Source organism: Xanthomonas sp. DAR33341 (assembly GCF_003992815.1).
Taxonomy (GTDB): Bacteria; Pseudomonadota; Gammaproteobacteria; order Xanthomonadales; family Xanthomonadaceae; genus Xanthomonas; species Xanthomonas cissicola.
In genome coordinates, this window is the sequence record NZ_QEYV01000048.1 from 81,056 (window position 1) to 98,286 (window position 17,231).

The 17,231-nt window shown below is 67.7% G+C and carries 7 protein-coding genes and 2 pseudogenes; 6 read left to right on the top strand and 3 right to left on the bottom strand.

The window, feature by feature from the left end; genetic code table 11:
* Nucleotides 1-265: 265 nt before the first annotated feature.
* The 4 genes and pseudogenes from recC (at nucleotide 266) to xopQ (ending at nucleotide 11,459) form a co-directional block, all read left to right on the top strand.
* Complete coding sequence (gene recC / locus EO156_RS23195) at nucleotides 266-3,670, top strand: exodeoxyribonuclease V subunit gamma (RefSeq protein WP_029829717.1); 3,405 nt, start codon at nucleotides 266-268, stop codon at nucleotides 3,668-3,670.
* Nucleotides 3,667-7,449, top strand: a complete 3,783-nt coding sequence (gene recB, locus EO156_RS23200; RefSeq protein WP_029829716.1) for an exodeoxyribonuclease V subunit beta — start codon at nucleotides 3,667-3,669, stop codon at nucleotides 7,447-7,449. Before recC ends, recB begins: the two co-directional genes overlap by 4 nt.
* Nucleotides 7,446-9,503 (top strand): exodeoxyribonuclease V subunit alpha, encoded by a 2,058-nt coding sequence (gene recD / locus EO156_RS23205; protein WP_050595570.1) that lies wholly within the window; start codon nucleotides 7,446-7,448, stop codon nucleotides 9,501-9,503. Before recB ends, recD begins: the two co-directional genes overlap by 4 nt.
* 569 nt (nucleotides 9,504-10,072) lie before the next feature.
* Nucleotides 10,073-11,459, top strand: a pseudogene (gene xopQ, locus EO156_RS23210) (type III secretion system effector XopQ).
* Nucleotides 11,460-11,561: 102 nt separating this feature from the next.
* On the opposite strand, the gene EO156_RS24225 reads toward xopQ, so the two are convergent.
* The 3 genes from EO156_RS24225 to EO156_RS23225 form a co-directional block, all read right to left on the bottom strand.
* Nucleotides 11,562-11,741, bottom strand: a complete 180-nt coding sequence (locus EO156_RS24225) for a hypothetical protein (RefSeq protein WP_003482327.1) — start codon at nucleotides 11,739-11,741, stop codon at nucleotides 11,562-11,564.
* A gap of 67 nt (nucleotides 11,742-11,808) precedes the next feature.
* A complete protein-coding gene (locus EO156_RS23220) occupies nucleotides 11,809-13,734 on the bottom strand; it encodes a M61 family metallopeptidase (protein ID WP_029829712.1) in 1,926 nt (641 codons plus the stop codon).
* 198 nt (nucleotides 13,735-13,932) lie between these two features.
* Nucleotides 13,933-14,265 (bottom strand): hypothetical protein, encoded by a 333-nt coding sequence (locus EO156_RS23225; RefSeq protein ID WP_003482333.1) that lies wholly within the window; start codon nucleotides 14,263-14,265, stop codon nucleotides 13,933-13,935.
* Between the two features lie 597 nt (nucleotides 14,266-14,862).
* On the opposite strand from EO156_RS23225, the pseudogene EO156_RS23230 reads away from it, so the two are divergent.
* Nucleotides 14,863-15,042 (top strand): annotated as a pseudogene (locus EO156_RS23230) (DUF1348 family protein); the annotation flags it as partial.
* 352 nt (nucleotides 15,043-15,394) lie between these two features.
* Nucleotides 15,395-17,194 (top strand): allophanate hydrolase, encoded by a 1,800-nt coding sequence (gene atzF / locus EO156_RS23235; RefSeq protein ID WP_016849224.1) that lies wholly within the window; start codon nucleotides 15,395-15,397, stop codon nucleotides 17,192-17,194.
* Nucleotides 17,195-17,231 lie beyond the last annotated feature (37 nt).

Below are 17,231 nucleotides of genomic sequence, written 5' to 3' on the forward strand. Positions count from 1 at the left end.
CACCCACGGTGGCGATGCTGCGTGTCTGCGCGGTGCAGGGCGGCGCTTGGCGGTTCCAAGGCTTGCGCGTGACGATGGCAGCGCGTCGTATGCGGCGTGATGCCTGATCGCAGTTGTTGAAGCGGGCTGCGCGCGCGGTCGATCGGCATCTTTCGCGCAGCGCCGGTGCGCGATGCCGTGCGGCTTTGCGCTCAGCGCGGCCACCTGGGCGCCGACACGGCGGCCAACAACGCCTCACGCGCGCATCCGGCACAATGCGCCACGCATGCACGCCACTTCCGCGCCCGATTTCCGTCTTTATCCATCCAATGCGCTGGATACCCTGGCCGCCTTGCTCGCGCAGGAGTTGCGCCGGCCGATGCCCGGGCAGCCGTTGCTGCAGCCGGAGGTGGTGCTGATTCCGCAGGTGGCGATGCGGCGCTGGTTGCAGTCCACGCTTGCGGCCGAGCACGGTGTTGCGGCGAATCTGGAATTTCTCACGCCCGGCGAATTCGTCGCGCGCGCGTTGGAGCGCAACCTCGGCGCGGCCGACGACGACCTGGACATGGCCACCACGCAGTGGCGGTTGTATGCGGCCCTGCAATCGGACCTGGGCAGCGATGCTGCGTTGGCGCCACTGGCCGGCTATCTGTCCGATGGCGATGCGCTCAAGCCGTGGGCGCTGGCCGGCGAGCTGGGCAGCGTGTTCGAAAAATACCAGGCATGGCGCCGCGACTGGCTGCTGCGCTGGGAAGCGGGCGCCGATCCGGACGACCCGCAGGCACGGTTGTGGCGCAGCATCGCCGCCGGCCGGCAATACCGCGCACGGCGCATCGGCCAGTATCTGGACCGCTACGCGCGTGCCGATGGTCCGTTGCCGCAAGGCCTGCCGCCGCGCGTGTTCGCCTTCGCCATCTTGAACATCTCGCCGGACGTCTTGCGCGTGCTGGCCACGCAGGCGCGCGTGGGTACGCTGCACTTCTATCTGCCCACCCCGACGCAGGGCTACTGGGGCGACCTGCAGACCTTGCGGCAACGCCGGCGCGAAGACGGCGCCGTGCAACTGTTCGCCGAGCAGGTGCAGGAAAACCCGTTGCTGCAGGCCTGGGGCGCAGCCGGGCGCGACTTCATGGCGCTGGTGGGCGACTACGAAGTGGTGCACCCGCTGGCGGAAATTGCCGCCTACGCCGACCCGTTGGACTCCGGCCGCCGCACGCTGGCCGCTGGCGGGCTGGGCGACAGCCTGTTGCGGCGCATGCAGAGCGATCTGTTCCATCGCCGCGGGCCTGCAGCTGACGCGCGATTGCCGGCGGTGAATCTGCACGACCCCAGCCTGCAGGTGCACGCCTGCCACACGCGGCTGCGCGAGTTGCAGGTATTGCACGACCAACTGCGTGCGCTGCTCGACGATGCACGCTTCGACCCGCCCCTGCAGCCGCGCGAGATCGCGGTGCTGTCGCCCAACATCGACCCGTACGTGCCGTATCTGGATGCGGTGTTCGGCAGCCACGGCAACGACGACGCGCTGCCCTACGCGCTGGCCGATGCCAGCCCGTTGGCGAGCGAACCGCTGGCCGAAGTGTTCCTCGCCTTGCTCGGTTTGCCGATCGCGCGTTTCGGGCTGCATGAAATCCTCGACCTGCTGGCCAGCGCGCCAATCGCCGAAGCGGCCGGCCTGGACGAAGCCGGGCTGGAACGCCTGCGCAATTGGCTGCACGCGGCCGGCGCGCGCTGGGGCCTGGATGCGGCGCACCGGCGCCAGCACCAGGCACCGGGCGACGATGCCTATACCTGGCGTTTCGCGCTGGACCGGCTGCTGCTCGGCCATGCCAGCGGCGCCGACGAGGACATCGATGGGGTAGCGCCGTGGCCGCAGCTGGAAGGCAGCGCACTGGCCGCACTGGACACCTTGTTGCGGCTGTTGCGCGTGCTCGAACGGCATCAAGCCGCGCTGGCCGACGCGATGACACCGGTCGAGTGGCGCGAGCGTTTGCTGGGTCTGCTCGAGGCATTGATCCCGGCCACGCCGACTGCGCCGCGCGCGCAACGCGCGCTGGATCGCTTGCGCACCTTGATCGACCAGTTTGCCCGCGATGCGGTACGCGCCGAGTACGCCGGCAAGGTGCCGGCCGAGGTGGTGCGTGCGCATTTCGCCGCGGTGCTGGGCGACTCGGATACGCGTGCGCCGCTGCTCACCGGCGGCATCAGTTTCGGGCGCATGGTGCCGATGCGCTTGCTGCCGTTCCGCGTGATCTGCCTGCTCGGCATGAACGATGGCGACTTCCCGCGCCGCGACCCGGCCGCCGGGCTCAATCGCCTCACCGCGGAACTGGGCACCGAGCGTCGCCGGCACGGCGACCGTTCCACGCGCGAGGACGACCGCTTCCTGTTCCTGCAGTTGTTCGCCTCCGCGCAAGAGGTGTTTTACCTCAGCTATCTCGGTGCCGATGCGCGCGATGGCAGCGTGCGCGAGCCGTCGGTGCTGATCAGCGAATTGCTGGCGAGCGCTGCGCAGTACCACGCCGCCAGCAACGCGCTCGACACGCTGGTGGTGCGGCACCCGTTGCAGCCATTCGCCGCCGCCGCGTTCGGTGCGCTCGGCGACGACGGCGCCGATCCGCGCCGTTTCAGTTATCGCCGGCAATGGCGGCCGGCGGTGGACAGCCTGGTCGGCCAGCGGCAGCCGCTGGCGCCGTGGGTGGCCGGTGCATTGCCGGCCGAAGAGATCGCCTTGCCGGCTAGCATGTCCATCGACGCGCTGCGCCGCTTGCTGACCGACCCTGCCGGGCAGTTTCTGCGTCATCGGTTGGGCATGCGCCTGCCCGATCCGGCCGGCGAAGACAGCGATCTGGAACCGTTGCTCGCCCCCACGCGCGGGCTGGATCACTACGGCTTGCAGCAGCAGGTATTCGAAGCTGCATTGGCCGGCGACACCGAAGGCCTATACGAGCGCCTGCGCGCGCGCGCGCTGCTGCCGTCCGGCCCGCTGGGGCGGCGCCAGCTCGACGAGCGCGTGGCGCAATTGCGCCCGTATGCCGACGCATTCCGGCAGTGGCGTGGCGAGTCCCCGGCCCAGTCGCGCCGGCTGCAGGTGCAGATTGGCGAGATCGAACTGCACGGCCGTGTGCCGGGCTGGTACGCAAGCGGCGTGGGGCGCGTGCAGGTCGGCGCGCTCAGCGGGCGCAGCGCCATTCGCCACGGCTTGGAGTGGTTGCTGCTGCGCGCCGCTGGCGAACACGCGCCATACGTGCGTTTCTTCGAACACGACGACGGCCTGGGCCCGCATCCCATCGATGCACAACCGCTGTCGCAAACGCAGGCGCATACCGCATTGGCCGAGCTGCTGCAGCTGTATCGCCAGGGCGTGCAGACACCGCTGGCCTTCGCGCCGTACAGCAGCTGGAAATATCACCAGGCCGCGCGCGGCGGCGACCTGGACAAGGCCATCAAGGAGGCGGCTGGGCAGTGGCAATCGGGCTTTGGCTGGAGCGAATCGCATAGCCCGGAACTGCGCCTGGTCACCCGCGGCCGCGACCCGTTTGCCGACGCGCAACGCTTCGCCGCGTTCGCCACCACCAGCCATCGCGTGTACGCATTGCTCGAACAGGGGAACACCGGCGCGCCACTCGAGACCGAGCGGGTGATCGACAGCTGGCGACACTGGCACGGCGCGCGCGAGGATGCCGAATGAGCATCAGCCCCGTCACCGACCCGTATCTGCAGTTGCCGCTGCACGGCGTGCGCCTGATCGAGGCCAGCGCCGGCACCGGCAAGACCTTTACGCTAGCGACGCTGTTCACGCGGCTGGTGGTCGAGCGCGGCTTGCGCATCGGCCAGATCCTGGCGGTGACCTTCACCGAAGCCGCCACGCAGGAGCTGCGCCGCCGCATCCGCGAACGCCTGGTGCTGGCCGCAAGCCTGGTCCCCGATGCGCCACCGCCTTTCGTAGGAGCGGCCCTGGCCGCGAGCGAGTCGTCCGACGCCACATCGGCTTCTGTAGGAGCGGCCCTGGCCGCGACCGACCTTGCCGACGACCCGTCGCGGCCAGGTCCGCTCCTACACGCAACACCCGATGTGCTGCTCACCGGCGCCATCCTCGCTACCCATCTGGACGCTGGCGCCGAAACGCCCGCCGCCTTGCGTCGCCGCCTGCAGCAGGCGGTGGAAGAAATCGATCTGGCTGCGGTGTTCACCATCCACGGCTTTTGCGCGCGCGTGCTGCGCGAACACGCGCTGGAAAGCGGGCAGGCGTTCGCTGCGCCGGAATTGCTCGCCAACGATCGCGAATTGCTCGGCGAAGTCGCGGCCGATCTGTGGCGGCAGCGCGCCGCCGATGCGGTGATGGCCGAAGATCTCATCGCCCTGTGGTCGGGCGGCCCCGAGGCCTTGGCCAGCGATCTGCGCGCGCTGGTGCGGCACCCGCAGTTGCTACCAAGGCCTTCAACGCCAGCACCTGATCCAACACCAATCCGCCAAGCTGCCGCGCAAGCCTTGGTCGCTACCCTGCGCGCGCACGGCGACACGGCTTACGACGCCATCGCCTCCGCATTCGACAACAAGGTCTTCGATGGTCGCCGTGCGCGCCGTGCAAGTTTTGACAAGGCTTTTGAAGAGTTGTGGAACGGTACTGCCGATGCTCACTGGATACTGGACGAGAAGGCACATCTAGACAAATTGCTGCCTGCACGCATGCGCGAATTTTGCAGGGATGGGGCGCGCGATCGCGTACCGTGCTCACCCTTGTTCGATGCGTTACAAGTGTGGCGACAAGCTGACATACAGGTACAACAATGGCAGCAAAACCGCCGTATCGCGTTGCTGCATGCGCTACGCGACGATGCCATGGCACGGCTGGCGCTGCTCAAGCGGCAACGCCGCGTGCAGACCTACGACGACCTCGTCGATGGTGTCGCGCAGGCATTGCAGGGCGCGCAGGCCGACGCCCTGGTCAAACGCCTGCGCACGCAATACGCCATCGCGCTGGTGGACGAATTCCAGGACACCGACGACCGCCAGTGGTCGATCTTTTCCAACGTGTTCGGCGAAGGCCCGCTCGCACGAGCCGCCGGACTGGAACCGGCGCTGCTTCTGATCGGCGACCCCAAGCAGGCCATCTACGGCTTCCGTGGCGGCGATGTGCGCACCTATCTGGCCGCGGCAGTCACCGCCGAACGGGCGCCGCCGCTGAGCCACAACTTCCGCTCGCGCCCCGGCGTGCTGGCGGCCATCGACGCGCTGTACGCGCAGGCCGGCTACGCCGATGCCTTCCTCACCGACGGCATCGCCTTCCACCCGGTGCGGGCTGGGACCAAGCGCGTCGATGAAGACCTGCAACGCGATGGCGTCACTGCGCCGGCACTGACGCTGTGGCGGGCGCCGGAACCGCCACCGCCTGCGAAAGGCAAGCCCAAGCCCTGGAGCGCCGGCCGCGCGCGCGAGCTGGCGACCGCCGCGTGCGTTGCAGCGATCCGCGGCTGGTTGGCCGGTGGCCGCGACGGCACGGCCACGGTGTGCGGTCGCCCGGTGCAGGCCGGCGATATCGCCGTGCTGGTGCGCAGCCACGGCGAGGCCACGCGCATCCAGCAGGCGCTCGGCGCGGTGGGCATCCCGGCGGTGGCCGCCGGCAAGCAAAGCCTGTTCGCCACGGAAGAGGCGCTGGAATTGCTTGCCTTGCTGCAGGCCTTGCTCGACCCGGGCGACGACAGCCGCCTGCGCGCCGCCTTGGCCACGGTCTTGATCGGCGAAGACGCCATCGCCATCGCCGCACTTGAACGCGACGGCGAGCGTCACCGCCGCTGGCAGCAACAGGCGCTGGACTGGCGCGAACGCTGGCAGCGCGGCGGCCCGCTCGCCCTGATCGGCGACCTCGGCGCCACGCACGGGCGACGTCTGCTCGCATTGGTCGATGGCGAACGCCGCCTCACCAACTATCTGCAACTGGCCGAACTGCTGCAGGAAGCCGATGCGCGCGCACTCGGCCCGCATGGCCTGGTCGACTGGCTGTCGCGGCGCATCGCCAATGCCGACGACAACGACGACGCCCAGCAGCTGCGGCTGGAATCGGATGCGCGCCGCGTGCAGATCGTCACCCTGCACAAGAGCAAGGGCCTGGAATATCCGCTGGTGTTCCTGCCGTATGTCGGCATCGGCCGCAAGCCACCGGACCAGAAGCCTGGCAAGCGTGTGATTGTTTATCGGGATGGCAAACGCTGTTTGCATTGGCCTGATGACGTTGACTCCATGGAATGGAAAGCGATCAAAGAGGAATGGAAGAAGGAGCAGGATGCCGAAGACGCGCGCCTGCTCTATGTCGGCCTCACCCGCGCCGAGCACGCGTTGTGGATCGCCAGCGGCCCGTTCCACCAGCACGAACGCACCGCATTGTCGGCCATGCTGCGTGCGCTCGATGCGCTGCAGGGCGCGGCGGGCGAGGGCACCGTGGTGGTGGACACCACCACGCCGCCGGCCCACCTGCCGCGGCTGCCGGCTCCGAGCGAGGCGCAGGTGCCGCTCGCGCGTAATCCGCAGCGTCACATCGCACCCGAGTGGTGGGTGTATAGCTTTACCCAACTGGCCAACGCCGATGCCGGCGCGGCCACCGACCCGATGGCCAGCGCCACCGTCGTCGGCAGCGGCGGCAGCGACGAACCGTCCGGCAGCGAGGCGGTTGCCGTGGCCGTTGCCACCGACGCCGAGCCGTTCGATCCGCGCTTTGCCGGCAACCGCTTCGGCGTGGTGATGCACGACGTGTTCGAACGTTGCGACTTCGCCGCCTGGCAGGCCTGGCGGCCCGGCCAACCCGCGCCCGACGGCCAGGCCGCACCCATCCTGGAGGCCTTGCAACGCGGCGGTTACGCCCAGGACGACCTCGACGACGGCCTGCGCATGCTCACCGCGCTGATCGGCCACACGCTCACCGTCGCATTGCCCGAAGGCACCCGCCTGGCCGACGTGCCCGAACCGCAGCGCCGCAACGAGATGGAATTCCATTTCGCCATGCGGCCCACCCGCATCGATGCGTTGCTCGCCTTGCTGCATCGGTTTGGCGTGGTCGGCGACCGCCAGGCCTTCGGCGCGCGCCAGCGCCTGGAAGGCCTGATGACCGGCCTGATCGACCTCACCTACAGCGCGGACGGGCGCTGGTATGTGCTGGACTACAAATCCAACCGCCTGCCCAGCTACGACGCCGACGCCCTGGCGCGGGCCATGGCGCACAGCGAGTACGAACTGCAGGCGCTGATCTACACCGTGGCCCTGCACCGCTGGCTGCGCTTCCGCCTGGGCGACGCCTACGACTACGCCCGCGACTTCGGCGGCGTACGCTATCTGTTCTGTCGCGGCCTGGATGCGGCACGCCCCGCGGTCGAGGGTACGACGGCGCCCGGCATCCACGCCTGGCGCTTCGCACCGGCGCTGGTGCAGTCACTGGATGCGCTCTTCGCCGGCGCGCCGCCCGAGGCACTCGCATGAACCTGCTCGCCGATCTGCAGGCCAAGAGCCATCTGCGCACGCTCGACCACGCGTTCGCGCAGAGCCTGCGTCGGTTGCGTCCGGACACGCCCGATACCGTGCTGCTGGCAGCTGCGCTGTCCTCGCTGGCCGTGGCCAATGGCCATGCCGGCCTCGATCCCCGCCGCCCACGGCTGCTGGTCGATGCAGACGTCGCCTGGCCGGCGGCCGACGCCTGGATGGCCCAACTGCAGGCCTCGCCGTGGATCGCCCAACCCGACGATCCGCTGGCTGCTGCGGTCAGCGACGCACCCCTCGTCCTTGAGCATGGCCTGCTCTACCTACGCCGCTATCGCGAATACGAAGCCCGCCTGGCCGCCGGGTTGACCCGCATCGCGTCACACACGTTGCCAGCGACCGAGAGTGCTGCCCTCGCTGCGGTGTTTGCTGCGCTGTTTCCCAGCGCGACCACCGGCCAGGATCGCCAGGCCCAGGCCGCCGCGCTGGCGCTGCGCCGCGCCCTGCTGCTGATCACCGGCGGCCCTGGCACCGGCAAGACCACCACCATCGCCCGTCTGCTGCTGCTGCGTCTCGCCCAGGCTCATGCCGCCGGCCAACCGCCCCCCCGCATCGCGCTGGCCGCGCCCACCGGCCGCGCTGCCGAGCGCATGGCCGAAAGCCTGCGCATCGCGCTGGCGCGCGCGATCGAGCAGGGCTTGCCCGCAGAACATCAAGGCGCGTCCCCTCTCCCGCCTGCGGGAGAGGGTGCCCGCAGGGCGGGTGAGGGCACCGCTCCTACCGACTTCTCCTGGCACAGCGCCCTGCCCACCGGCGCCAGCACCTTGCATCGCCTGCTGGGCGTGATTCCGGATTCCCCGCACTTCCGCCACGACGCCGACAACCCGCTGCCGTTCGACCTGATCGTCGTCGACGAAGCGTCCATGGTCGACCTGCCGCTGATGTGCAAACTGGTCCAAGCCGTCGCCGATGGCACCCAGCTGATCCTGCTTGGCGATGCCGACCAGCTGCCTTCGGTGGAAGCCGGCGACGTGCTGGCCGCCATCCTGCAGGCCGCCGGTCCCGCCGACACGCTGCCGCCGGACGATGCGCGCGCGCTGCAACCCTTGTTGGGCAGCGCGCCCGTGACCGCCCCAGCCGCCAGCACACCCGTCGGTCACCTCGCCGGCCACCGCGTGCACTTACTACGCGGCTACCGCCAGGCCGCCGACTTCGCCTTGGCGCCGCTGGCCGATGCCGTTCGCATTGGCGATGCCGACACCGCACTGTCGCTACTGCGCAGCGGCACGCTGCCAGGCGTGCACTTCCACGAAGACGGCGATGACCCATTGAGCCTGGGCCGTGATGCCTTGCTCGCTCACTGGCACGCGCTGACCGCGACCAACGATCCGGCCGATGCCCTGCGCCAGGCCGGCCGCCTGCGCTTGCTCACCGCGGTGCGCGCCGGCCCGCAAGGCGCGCGCGGCCTCAACGCCCGTATCGAACAACTGTTGGCCGAAAGTGGCTCCGGTGCCCGCCGCCTCGGTGCGGCCTCGCCCTGGTTTCACGGCCGCCTGCTGCTGATCACCGAAAACAGCTATCGCCATGGCCTGTTTAACGGTGACGTCGGCATCTGTCTGCGCAGCGAAGCCAGTCCCGCCTCGGTGCGCGACCCGCAAGCCGCCCTGGTCGCCTGGTTCGAAGGCGACGGCGACGGCCAGGTGCGCGGCTTCCACCCCGCCGCACTGCCCGCCCACGAAAGCGCCTTCGCCATGACCGTGCACAAGGCCCAAGGCAGCGAATTCGACGAGGTCTGGCTGCAACTGCCCACCCGCGATGCCCGCGTACTCAGCCGCGAACTGCTCTACACCGGCATCACCCGCGCCCGCCGCGCCCTGCACCTGGCCGGCAGCGAAGCGGTCATCCGTAGCGCACTGGCACGCCACGCCGCACGCATCTCGGGACTGGCATGGCGGTTGGGTGCGGAGCAGATGCAACCCACTGCGGATGCTGCATCACCTTTGCGAGCAACAACGCCAACCGCATTGGGCAATCCCATCCAGGGCTCTCTATTCTGATGCGGAAAACGTATCAACAGACGCAGAGATAGCCAGGGAAAAGAAGGCCTCTGAGGCAGCAACAGGTAAAACGTGCTTGTGGCTTGAGGCTGTATGAGAAGCGATCGTGCCCAGGAAAGCCAACGCTTCTGAGACAGTCACAATGAGCACCGCATCGCGCAGGCGCTGTGGGATGCCATGGCAGTGCCCGACATATCGTTCAGCGTCGGCCTGTGCCAAGCGAAGCACGCGAGCACGACGACCTCGGCACGGCGCGTGCGCTGCTCGCCAACACCGGCGTGGGCTTGAGTTGATGCGGCGGCGCGCCTGTCGGTGTCTCTTCGTCGCCGCACACAGGAATTCACCACGCCGGCATGGCGCTGTGCTGGACGTGGGTAACGTTGCGAGCCTGGCCGCCTGCTCGACCGCGTGATCGCGCCGCATGCCATTGCTGACGCCCACTGACGCACGCGTGAGCGCGAACGCGCGACTGTTTCGTGCAGCGTGCGCACGCATGAGCGTGAGCACCGGTTCTGTCGTGTTGCCGACAAGGGCTGCCAGCACCGCCGTTCACTGTCAGAGGTCCTTACATGCAGCCCACCGGAATCCGATCCACCGCCGGTTTGCCCAGCGCAGACATGACGGTTGACCTGCGCGATCCCCCACCCGTTGCCGTGCCGGCACATTCCCCCGCAGACGCCGCCGCCGGGCGCCTTGCAGACCATCATTGGCCGTCCTCCCCGCCCGGACGGACCACGGCACCGACGCACGCAGAGCTTGCCCGCGCGATTGACGCCTGCTCAGCGCAGCATGCTGTCAGAACTCGGCGTCGCCGACGCACCCGTGCTGACGCCCACCGAGGCGGCCGTACTGCGGGAGCTGCGCCTGCACCGGCCGCAGCTGCCGCTCGACACGCTGCTGTTCACCGACCCGAACAGGGACCCCGACGATGTCGTGACCTACACCATCGCCAAGCAGCTGCAGGTCGAAGGCTTTTTGCGTCTGACCGACGTCGTCGTCACCCTGGGCGATGCCGACATGCGATCGCAACGCGCGCAGCTGGCAAAGGGTGTCTTCGATCGCCTGGCATTGCCGGATGTTCGCGTCGCGCGCGGTCAGGACTATCCCATGACGTCCACGCAGGCCCGGGAGCATTCCAAGTTCCTCGCCGAGGGAGACGCGCTGCGTGCGGCGCCGGACGCCGTCCACACCGATGGCGTCCGTGCGATGCGCGAGCGTCTGGTGACCTCGCCCCACAAGCTCGGCATGGTGGTCATCGCCGGAATGACCGATGCCAGCGCCTTGCTCGCCGAGGCGGGCGATCTGGTGCGGGAAAAGGTCGCGTCCATCACCATCATGGGAGGCATCGACCCGGCCAGGGACGCCGATGGTTTCGTGCAACCGGATGCGCGCCCCTACAACAACGCCACCGACATCCACGCCGCCCGTGCGCTTTACCGGCGCGCGCAGCAACTCGGCATTCCTCTGCGCATCCTGACCAAGGAAGCTGCCTACAGGGCCGCCGTACCGCCCGCGTTCTACGAAGGCATCGCACGCAATGGCCACCCCGTGGGCGAGTACCTGCGCGATGTCCAGAAAAACGCCTTGAAAGGCCTGTGGGAAGGCATCCAGGCCAACCTGATCCGCGACCTGGATACGGCGTGGTTCTTCCGTACGTTCGTCGCAGCACAACCGCAGGATCCAGTGGCAGCGGGTCAGCAAGGTTCCATGAGCTTCGACGCCATCTGGCCGCAGGTGACCAAGCTCAATCTCTACGATCCGCTGACCCTGCTGGCAGCGCTGCCCGGCACTGCGCGCCTGCTGTTCCAGCCAACCCCCATGCACCGCGAGGGCGCCAGCCCGGTGGAGCACGTGGGCCACGCCGAGGTTGTGCGTCCGGAAAAAGCCAGGCTGTTGCTGTCGGCGCTGGCCAAGGCCGCGCTCGCCCACGATGACGAGGAGCAACACGCGCGCTGAGCGCTCCGCAGCTTTCGCGGAGTGGCGCCGTCCGGCGTCCTCCGCGAAGCGCGAGGTGGGGCTTCCCCTCCAATTGCGTCCGCCTGCCAACAGGCCAGGCGCTTACTTGCCCCTCTTTTCCTGCTTGGCCGCGCGCTTTTCTTTCAGCGTCTTGGTCGGCTCTTTCTTCTGGTTCTTCTTCTGGTCCATCCCCTTGCTCATGACACCCTCGTGGTTGCTGGATTGAACGGTTGGGCAGCGCCGGACCCGGCGTGCCAGCGCACTGTAAGGCTTGTGCGCCATGGAAGGGCAGAGGGTCTGGCGCGGTGGAGTACGTGGCAACGGGTGGCGGCAGCCGGCGCCCATCGCCTCAGCGTGGCGCAAGCAGCCTGGCCAGGGTGTCGGACCGGTTGGCCAGCCGCTCCAGCCGTGGATAGCGCAGTGGTCCGGAGTACTGGATCTGCACGTCCGCACGCTGCTCGTCCTGTGCGATGCCCAATACGATGGGGCGGCGTGCGGAGCCGCGCACCGCATCGCGCACCGCGTCCTGCGTGAACGGCGCTCCATTGACGGTCGACACGCGCGTGCCCGGCCGCAGCCCGGCCGCGAATGCGGGGCCGTTCCAGGCCACCGTGCGCACCATGCCGTCGGCGCGCACCGTCAATCCGATCGAGTAGGTGAGATCGGCAACGCCAGCTTCTTCTTCGCTGGCACCGAATGCCGCAGTCGGCGTGTCGGTGTAGACAAGCGACCAACCGTGTTGGGTCAGGCCGCGCGTGGTGTCCAGTTCGTCGTGGGCATCGATCCACCCGCGCAGGAAGCCTGCCCAGTCCGCTGGCGCCACCGCATGCAACGTGGCGCAGATATCCTCGAACGTATAGGTACGCGTCGGCGCGCTCGGCGTAGCGCCGGCAAAGAAGCGCTGCGCGAAATCGTCGATACTGCGCTTGCCCCCGCTGCGCGTGCGCAGTTCGGCATCCACCGCCAGCCACAGCATTACCCCTTCGGAGTAGTAATCGCGCCGGCGTTGCCAGTCGCGCCACGCCACCGGCTGGCGCAACATGAAAGCCGGGTAGTGCACGTCGTCGGACAAAGAGCGCCATGCCCGCCCGGGCCGCGCTGCGATCTCCGCTGCTTCCAGCGCCAGGCGGTCGCGCACCTCATCGGGCGTGAACTGGCCGGCACGCGTCGCCAGCACGCGGCCCCAGAACTCGGTCTGTCCTTCGTACATCCACAACAGACGTCCGGAAACCGGCACGTTCGGCGTCGGTGCCCATAAATCGGCAGGCGTCCGGTAAAAGCCGTTCCAGGCATGCACGATCTCGTGCGCAATCAGGTCGCGCGAGAGGATCTGGCCCAGCCAGTCCTGGAAATGCGACGACGCCAAACCGTTCTCGCTGGACGCGCGATGCTCGGCGCCGCCGGCCGACCCCTCGTCGCTCAGCCGCGCCAGGATGGCGTAGCGTGCAAACGGCGGCGGACCGAACACCGCGCCGAGCTGCGCAAGCAGCGAACGTAGTTCGGCCACACGTGCGGGCGGCACCTGCAGGTCGGCGGGCCGCTGCGCCACGATATCCAGCGACACCGCCCCGGTCAGCGGCAGCTGCGCGGTGTATCGGCCGGCGAGCACCGGCGCATCCAGCAGCGTTTCCAGCGATGTCGTCTTGAAGGCGTAGTGCGTACCGCCCGCGCGCTCCACGTCCAAGGCGCTGAACGGCCGCAGCCCGCCCGGCAGCGTCACCATGGCGGCCACCGGAATGTTCCTGGCATACCAACCGGCCGGGTACAGCAGCAACCGCTGCCAGGGCACGGACACGATGTCGCGTGTCAGCAACTCGCCGCCGGCCAGCATCTGGAACCGCACCTCAATCTGCTGCGTACCGGCCGGCACTTCTACATGGAAGGCATGCGGCTCATAGCCATCGCGCCGCCATGGCAGGCGGCGCCCCGCTGCACTGACCTCCAGGCCGGCAAGATCGGTGACCGTCAGGCTGGGCCCGTGGCTGGCGGCCTCCCAACGTGGATACAGCAGCGTCACTGCGCCGCTGCCGTCTACCGGTATCTGCTGGTGCACAGTAAAGATGCGGCGCGCGACATCGGTGGCATCCACGTCCACGCGCATCACCCCGGCAAATGCGTGGTCCACCGGCGGCGCAACCGTCGGCGTCGGGGCAACGTACGTCGGGCCGTTACCGGTCTGCGCAAACCCCTGGCCAGCGAACAGGGCAAGCGCCACCGTCAAGACCGACGCACGCGCAAGGCGGAAATGGGGGATGTGTTTTGAATGGATGCGCATTGCACGGCCTCGAACAAGGCCGTGATCCTATACGCCTGCAACACCATGCAGCCATCTCGAAAACAGCGTGCTGCTCCAGCTCGCTTCGGCGCACTCATCCGCATCGAAGGAGGCACACACCTGCCCACCTGCCCACCTGCCGAACGCCCGCGTGCGACCGTCAAAGTCTGCACGCGGGCGCCGCTGACAGCTGCGGCCTTATTTGGCCGGCACGCGCTCGTACTGCTCTCCACCGGTGTTGAGATGGCCGTTGCTTTCGTCGATGGCGAAATTCACCGTCTCGCCATCGTTGGTGACCTGCAGCGCGCCGTCCTTGTAGACCGCCGGGTAGCTCTCGGTCTTGGGCTGGCGGCTGAAGAACTTCGGCGTGGTGCTGCGGACCATGAAGGTCTCGCCATTGCGCTCGATGTCCATCGTCTCGTCCTGCGACTGCAGGTTGACCCAGTGACCAACGAACTTCTCGCCTTCCACCTTGGCGCAACCGCTCATCAACAGTGCCGCGGCCAGCGCGGTGCCCATCCACTTCATCATCGTGCGTTCTCCAGTTGAGGCCGCAGCGAGGATGGCGGGTGGGGGATGTATGGGAGGTCAAGGAGCATTCGCCCAGCCTTCCGATGCAAGCGTTGATGAGGTTAGAAGAAGTCGCCCCGACTCTTGTTGACGTCCATTGTGCATCTGCTCCCGCGCCTTATCCCGCCAAGGCCGAAAACGCATCACCTGCCGAGCTGTTGCCACAAGTTACCGTCTCAGCGCTGCACGGTAGAGCGTTCGGCGTCGTGATCGACCGTTGGACTACATTCCAGGCGCTTACGACGACCGTCCGCTAGGCGGCTGGAGTGCTCGACATGGCCCAAACAGAAAAAGGCGGGAAAACCGCGGCCAGGGTTCACTAACTAGCGCGCGACAGGTTCGGCGCCACGCTGAGGCAGATCAATCGGTTCTATGTATTGCTGCTATGCACGATCAGCCCACGAAGCAGGCGCTCCAGGTGCGCAACGTCGATGCCGCCGCAGACACCGCAAGAGATATCGCGCAGTTATTGCTAAAACAGGCCACCCGCTAGCGGCCTGACGCTCCGCCGCAATCTCAAACGACGATGTATCCACTTCGATTGGAGGCTATGCCATGTCAGGCAACTGGGTCCGCTCCTACGGCAACGAGAACTGGGAATTCGGCGCCGATGGCCTGATGGAGCGCCGCTTCTCGTGCATCAACGACATGCCGATCAAGGAAAGCGACCGCAAGTTCCACTGGCCGCTGGGCCGTCGCCCGGATGACCATCCGGGGCTGTCTGATCTGGGCATGTAAGGGGTCCAAGGAATGAGATGAAAGCCCTCGGCAGTGGTTCTGCACCGGTGCTTTTGTCTGGCTCCGGCCTGCGTCTTTGGCACGCAAAGAGGAAGAGGCTGCAAGGCAAATAGGGTCAAGTTCACTCAGAAAATCAACCTGACCCCATTTCCGATAACTCAGGAGGATTCCCTTCGCAAAGAACGTCGCCACTTCTGGCAAAAAATCCCGTTCCTACGCTACCTGACGTATCTATGGGATTCGGAATGCGCGATTACATCAAGAATTCTCAGATGGATATCAGTTGCTGGAGTCGACCAGTCGCCGCTCATGCCGGGGAGCTTCCCGCGGTCATCCAACTTGTCGAGCGACCATGACCCACACCGCTTTTTGGACCTTGGCCGATTGGCAATCCGCGTATGCGCAGGGCGCCGCTCCTGCCGAACTGCTGTCTTGCCTCATCGCCGGCTTGCCGCAAGGTGATGTCGCCTGGATTTCCCGGCTCTCCCTGGACGGCCTGCAGTCCCGGCTTGCCGGACTTGCCCAACAACTGATGCAGGTTGGTGGCGACCTGTCTAAGCTGCCGCTCTATGGCGTGCCCTTCGCCGCGAAGGACAACATCGATGTCGCGGGGTTGCCCACGACCTGCGCCTGCCCGGAGTTCGCCTACCAGCCGACACACAACGCCGCCGTGATCGATCGGCTTGAAGCCGCTGGCGCGGTGGTCATCGGTAAGACCAACCTTGACCAGTTCGCCACCGGCCTGGTGGGCACGCGCTCGCCCTATGGCCCGGTGCCCAATGCCTTCAAAGCCGAGTACATCAGTGGTGGATCCAGCTCGGGCTCGGCCTCCGTGGTGGCTCGTGGTCTCGTGCCGTTTGCGCTGGGGACCGATACCGCCGGCTCCGGCCGCGTGCCGGCCGGCCACAACAACCTGGTAGGCCTGAAGCCTACACGCGGAATGGTCAGCAACCGCGGACTGGTGCCTGCCTGCCGCACGCTGGATTGCATCACGGTGCTGGCACTGAGCGTAGACGACGCCGATGCAGCGCTGCGCGCGATGGGCGGCTTCGATGCCTCCGATGCGTATTCGCGTCAGGCACCGGTCCGTCCTGCCAGCTGGCCCGCCAAGCCCGTGCTGGGCATTCCCGCCTCGCCCGACTGGTTTGGCGACATCCAGGCCGAGCGCGTCTACACCGATGCGCTGCGACGGTTGGAAACCATCGGCGTGGAACTGGAGCTGATCGACTTCGCGCCGCTGTTCGAGGTCGCTGCGCTGCTCTACGAAGGCCCCTGGGTGGGCGAACGCTACGCCGCCATTGAGGAGCTGATGAACGCCAAGCCAGAAGTCGTGCACCCGGTGGTGCGCGACATCGTTCAAAAGGCGACGAACTTCAGCGCGGTGGACGCCTACAAGGCCGAGTACCGCCGCATGGCGCTGGCACGCAAGGCCGAAGCGCTGATGCAGGGCCTCGACGGCCTGCTGGTGCCCACCGCGCCCAGCATCTACACCATTGAGCAGTTGCTGGCCGAGCCGGTGACGATGAACGCGCGCATGGGCGTCTACACAAACTTCGTGAACCTGCTTGACTTTAGCGCCATTGCGCTGCCGGCTGGCATGCGCGCCGATGGGTTGCCGGCAGGCATCACGCTGATCGCACCGGCTTGGCACGAGGCGCGGCTGATCGCGTTCGGCCGGCGCTGGCAGGCGGCAGCGCCCTGGAAGCGCGGTGCTTCGCAGCAGGAGCTGCCACCGGTCGATGTGCCAGCCGCCCCAAGCCTTGATGGCCACGTCATCGTCGCGGTCGTCGGCGCGCACCTATCGGGCATGCCTCTGAACGGGCAGCTCACCGAGCGCGGCGCCACGCTGCTGGAGAGCACGCACACCTCGGCGGCGTATCGCCTCTATGCCTTGCCCGGGACCGTGCCGCCCAAGCCGGGGATGCTGCGCACGGGCGAAGGCGCGCCCATCGCGGTCGAACTGTGGGCCATGCCGGTCGAGCGCTACGGCTCCTTCGTCGCCTTGATCCCATCGCCCTTGGGGATCGGCAGCCTGGATCTGATCGATGGCCGCACGGTCCAGGGTTTCATCTGCGAGTCCTGGGCCACGCGGGGGGCGGAGGACATCACCGCGCTAGGCGGTTGGCGTGCATACGTGGCCCGGAAGAACTAGGCCATCGCGCCCGAACTTCACCTACCCATTCGCAGTG

Excerpts from the sequence above, each read along its gene's own strand:
- recC (WP_029829717.1), top strand. The coding sequence starts at position 266 with ATGCACGCCACTTCCGCGCCCGATTTCCGTCTTTATCCATCCAATGCG.
- recB (WP_029829716.1), top strand. The coding sequence starts at position 3,667 with ATGAGCATCAGCCCCGTCACCGACCCGTATCTGCAGTTGCCGCTGCAC.
- recD (WP_050595570.1), top strand. The coding sequence starts at position 7,446 with ATGAACCTGCTCGCCGATCTGCAGGCCAAGAGCCATCTGCGCACGCTC.
- EO156_RS24225 (WP_003482327.1), bottom strand. The coding sequence starts at position 11,741 with ATGGCGCACAAGCCTTACAGTGCGCTGGCACGCCGGGTCCGGCGCTGC.
- EO156_RS23220 (WP_029829712.1), bottom strand. The coding sequence starts at position 13,734 with ATGCGCATCCATTCAAAACACATCCCCCATTTCCGCCTTGCGCGTGCG.
- EO156_RS23225 (WP_003482333.1), bottom strand. The coding sequence starts at position 14,265 with ATGATGAAGTGGATGGGCACCGCGCTGGCCGCGGCACTGTTGATGAGC.
- atzF (WP_016849224.1), top strand. The coding sequence starts at position 15,395 with ATGACCCACACCGCTTTTTGGACCTTGGCCGATTGGCAATCCGCGTAT.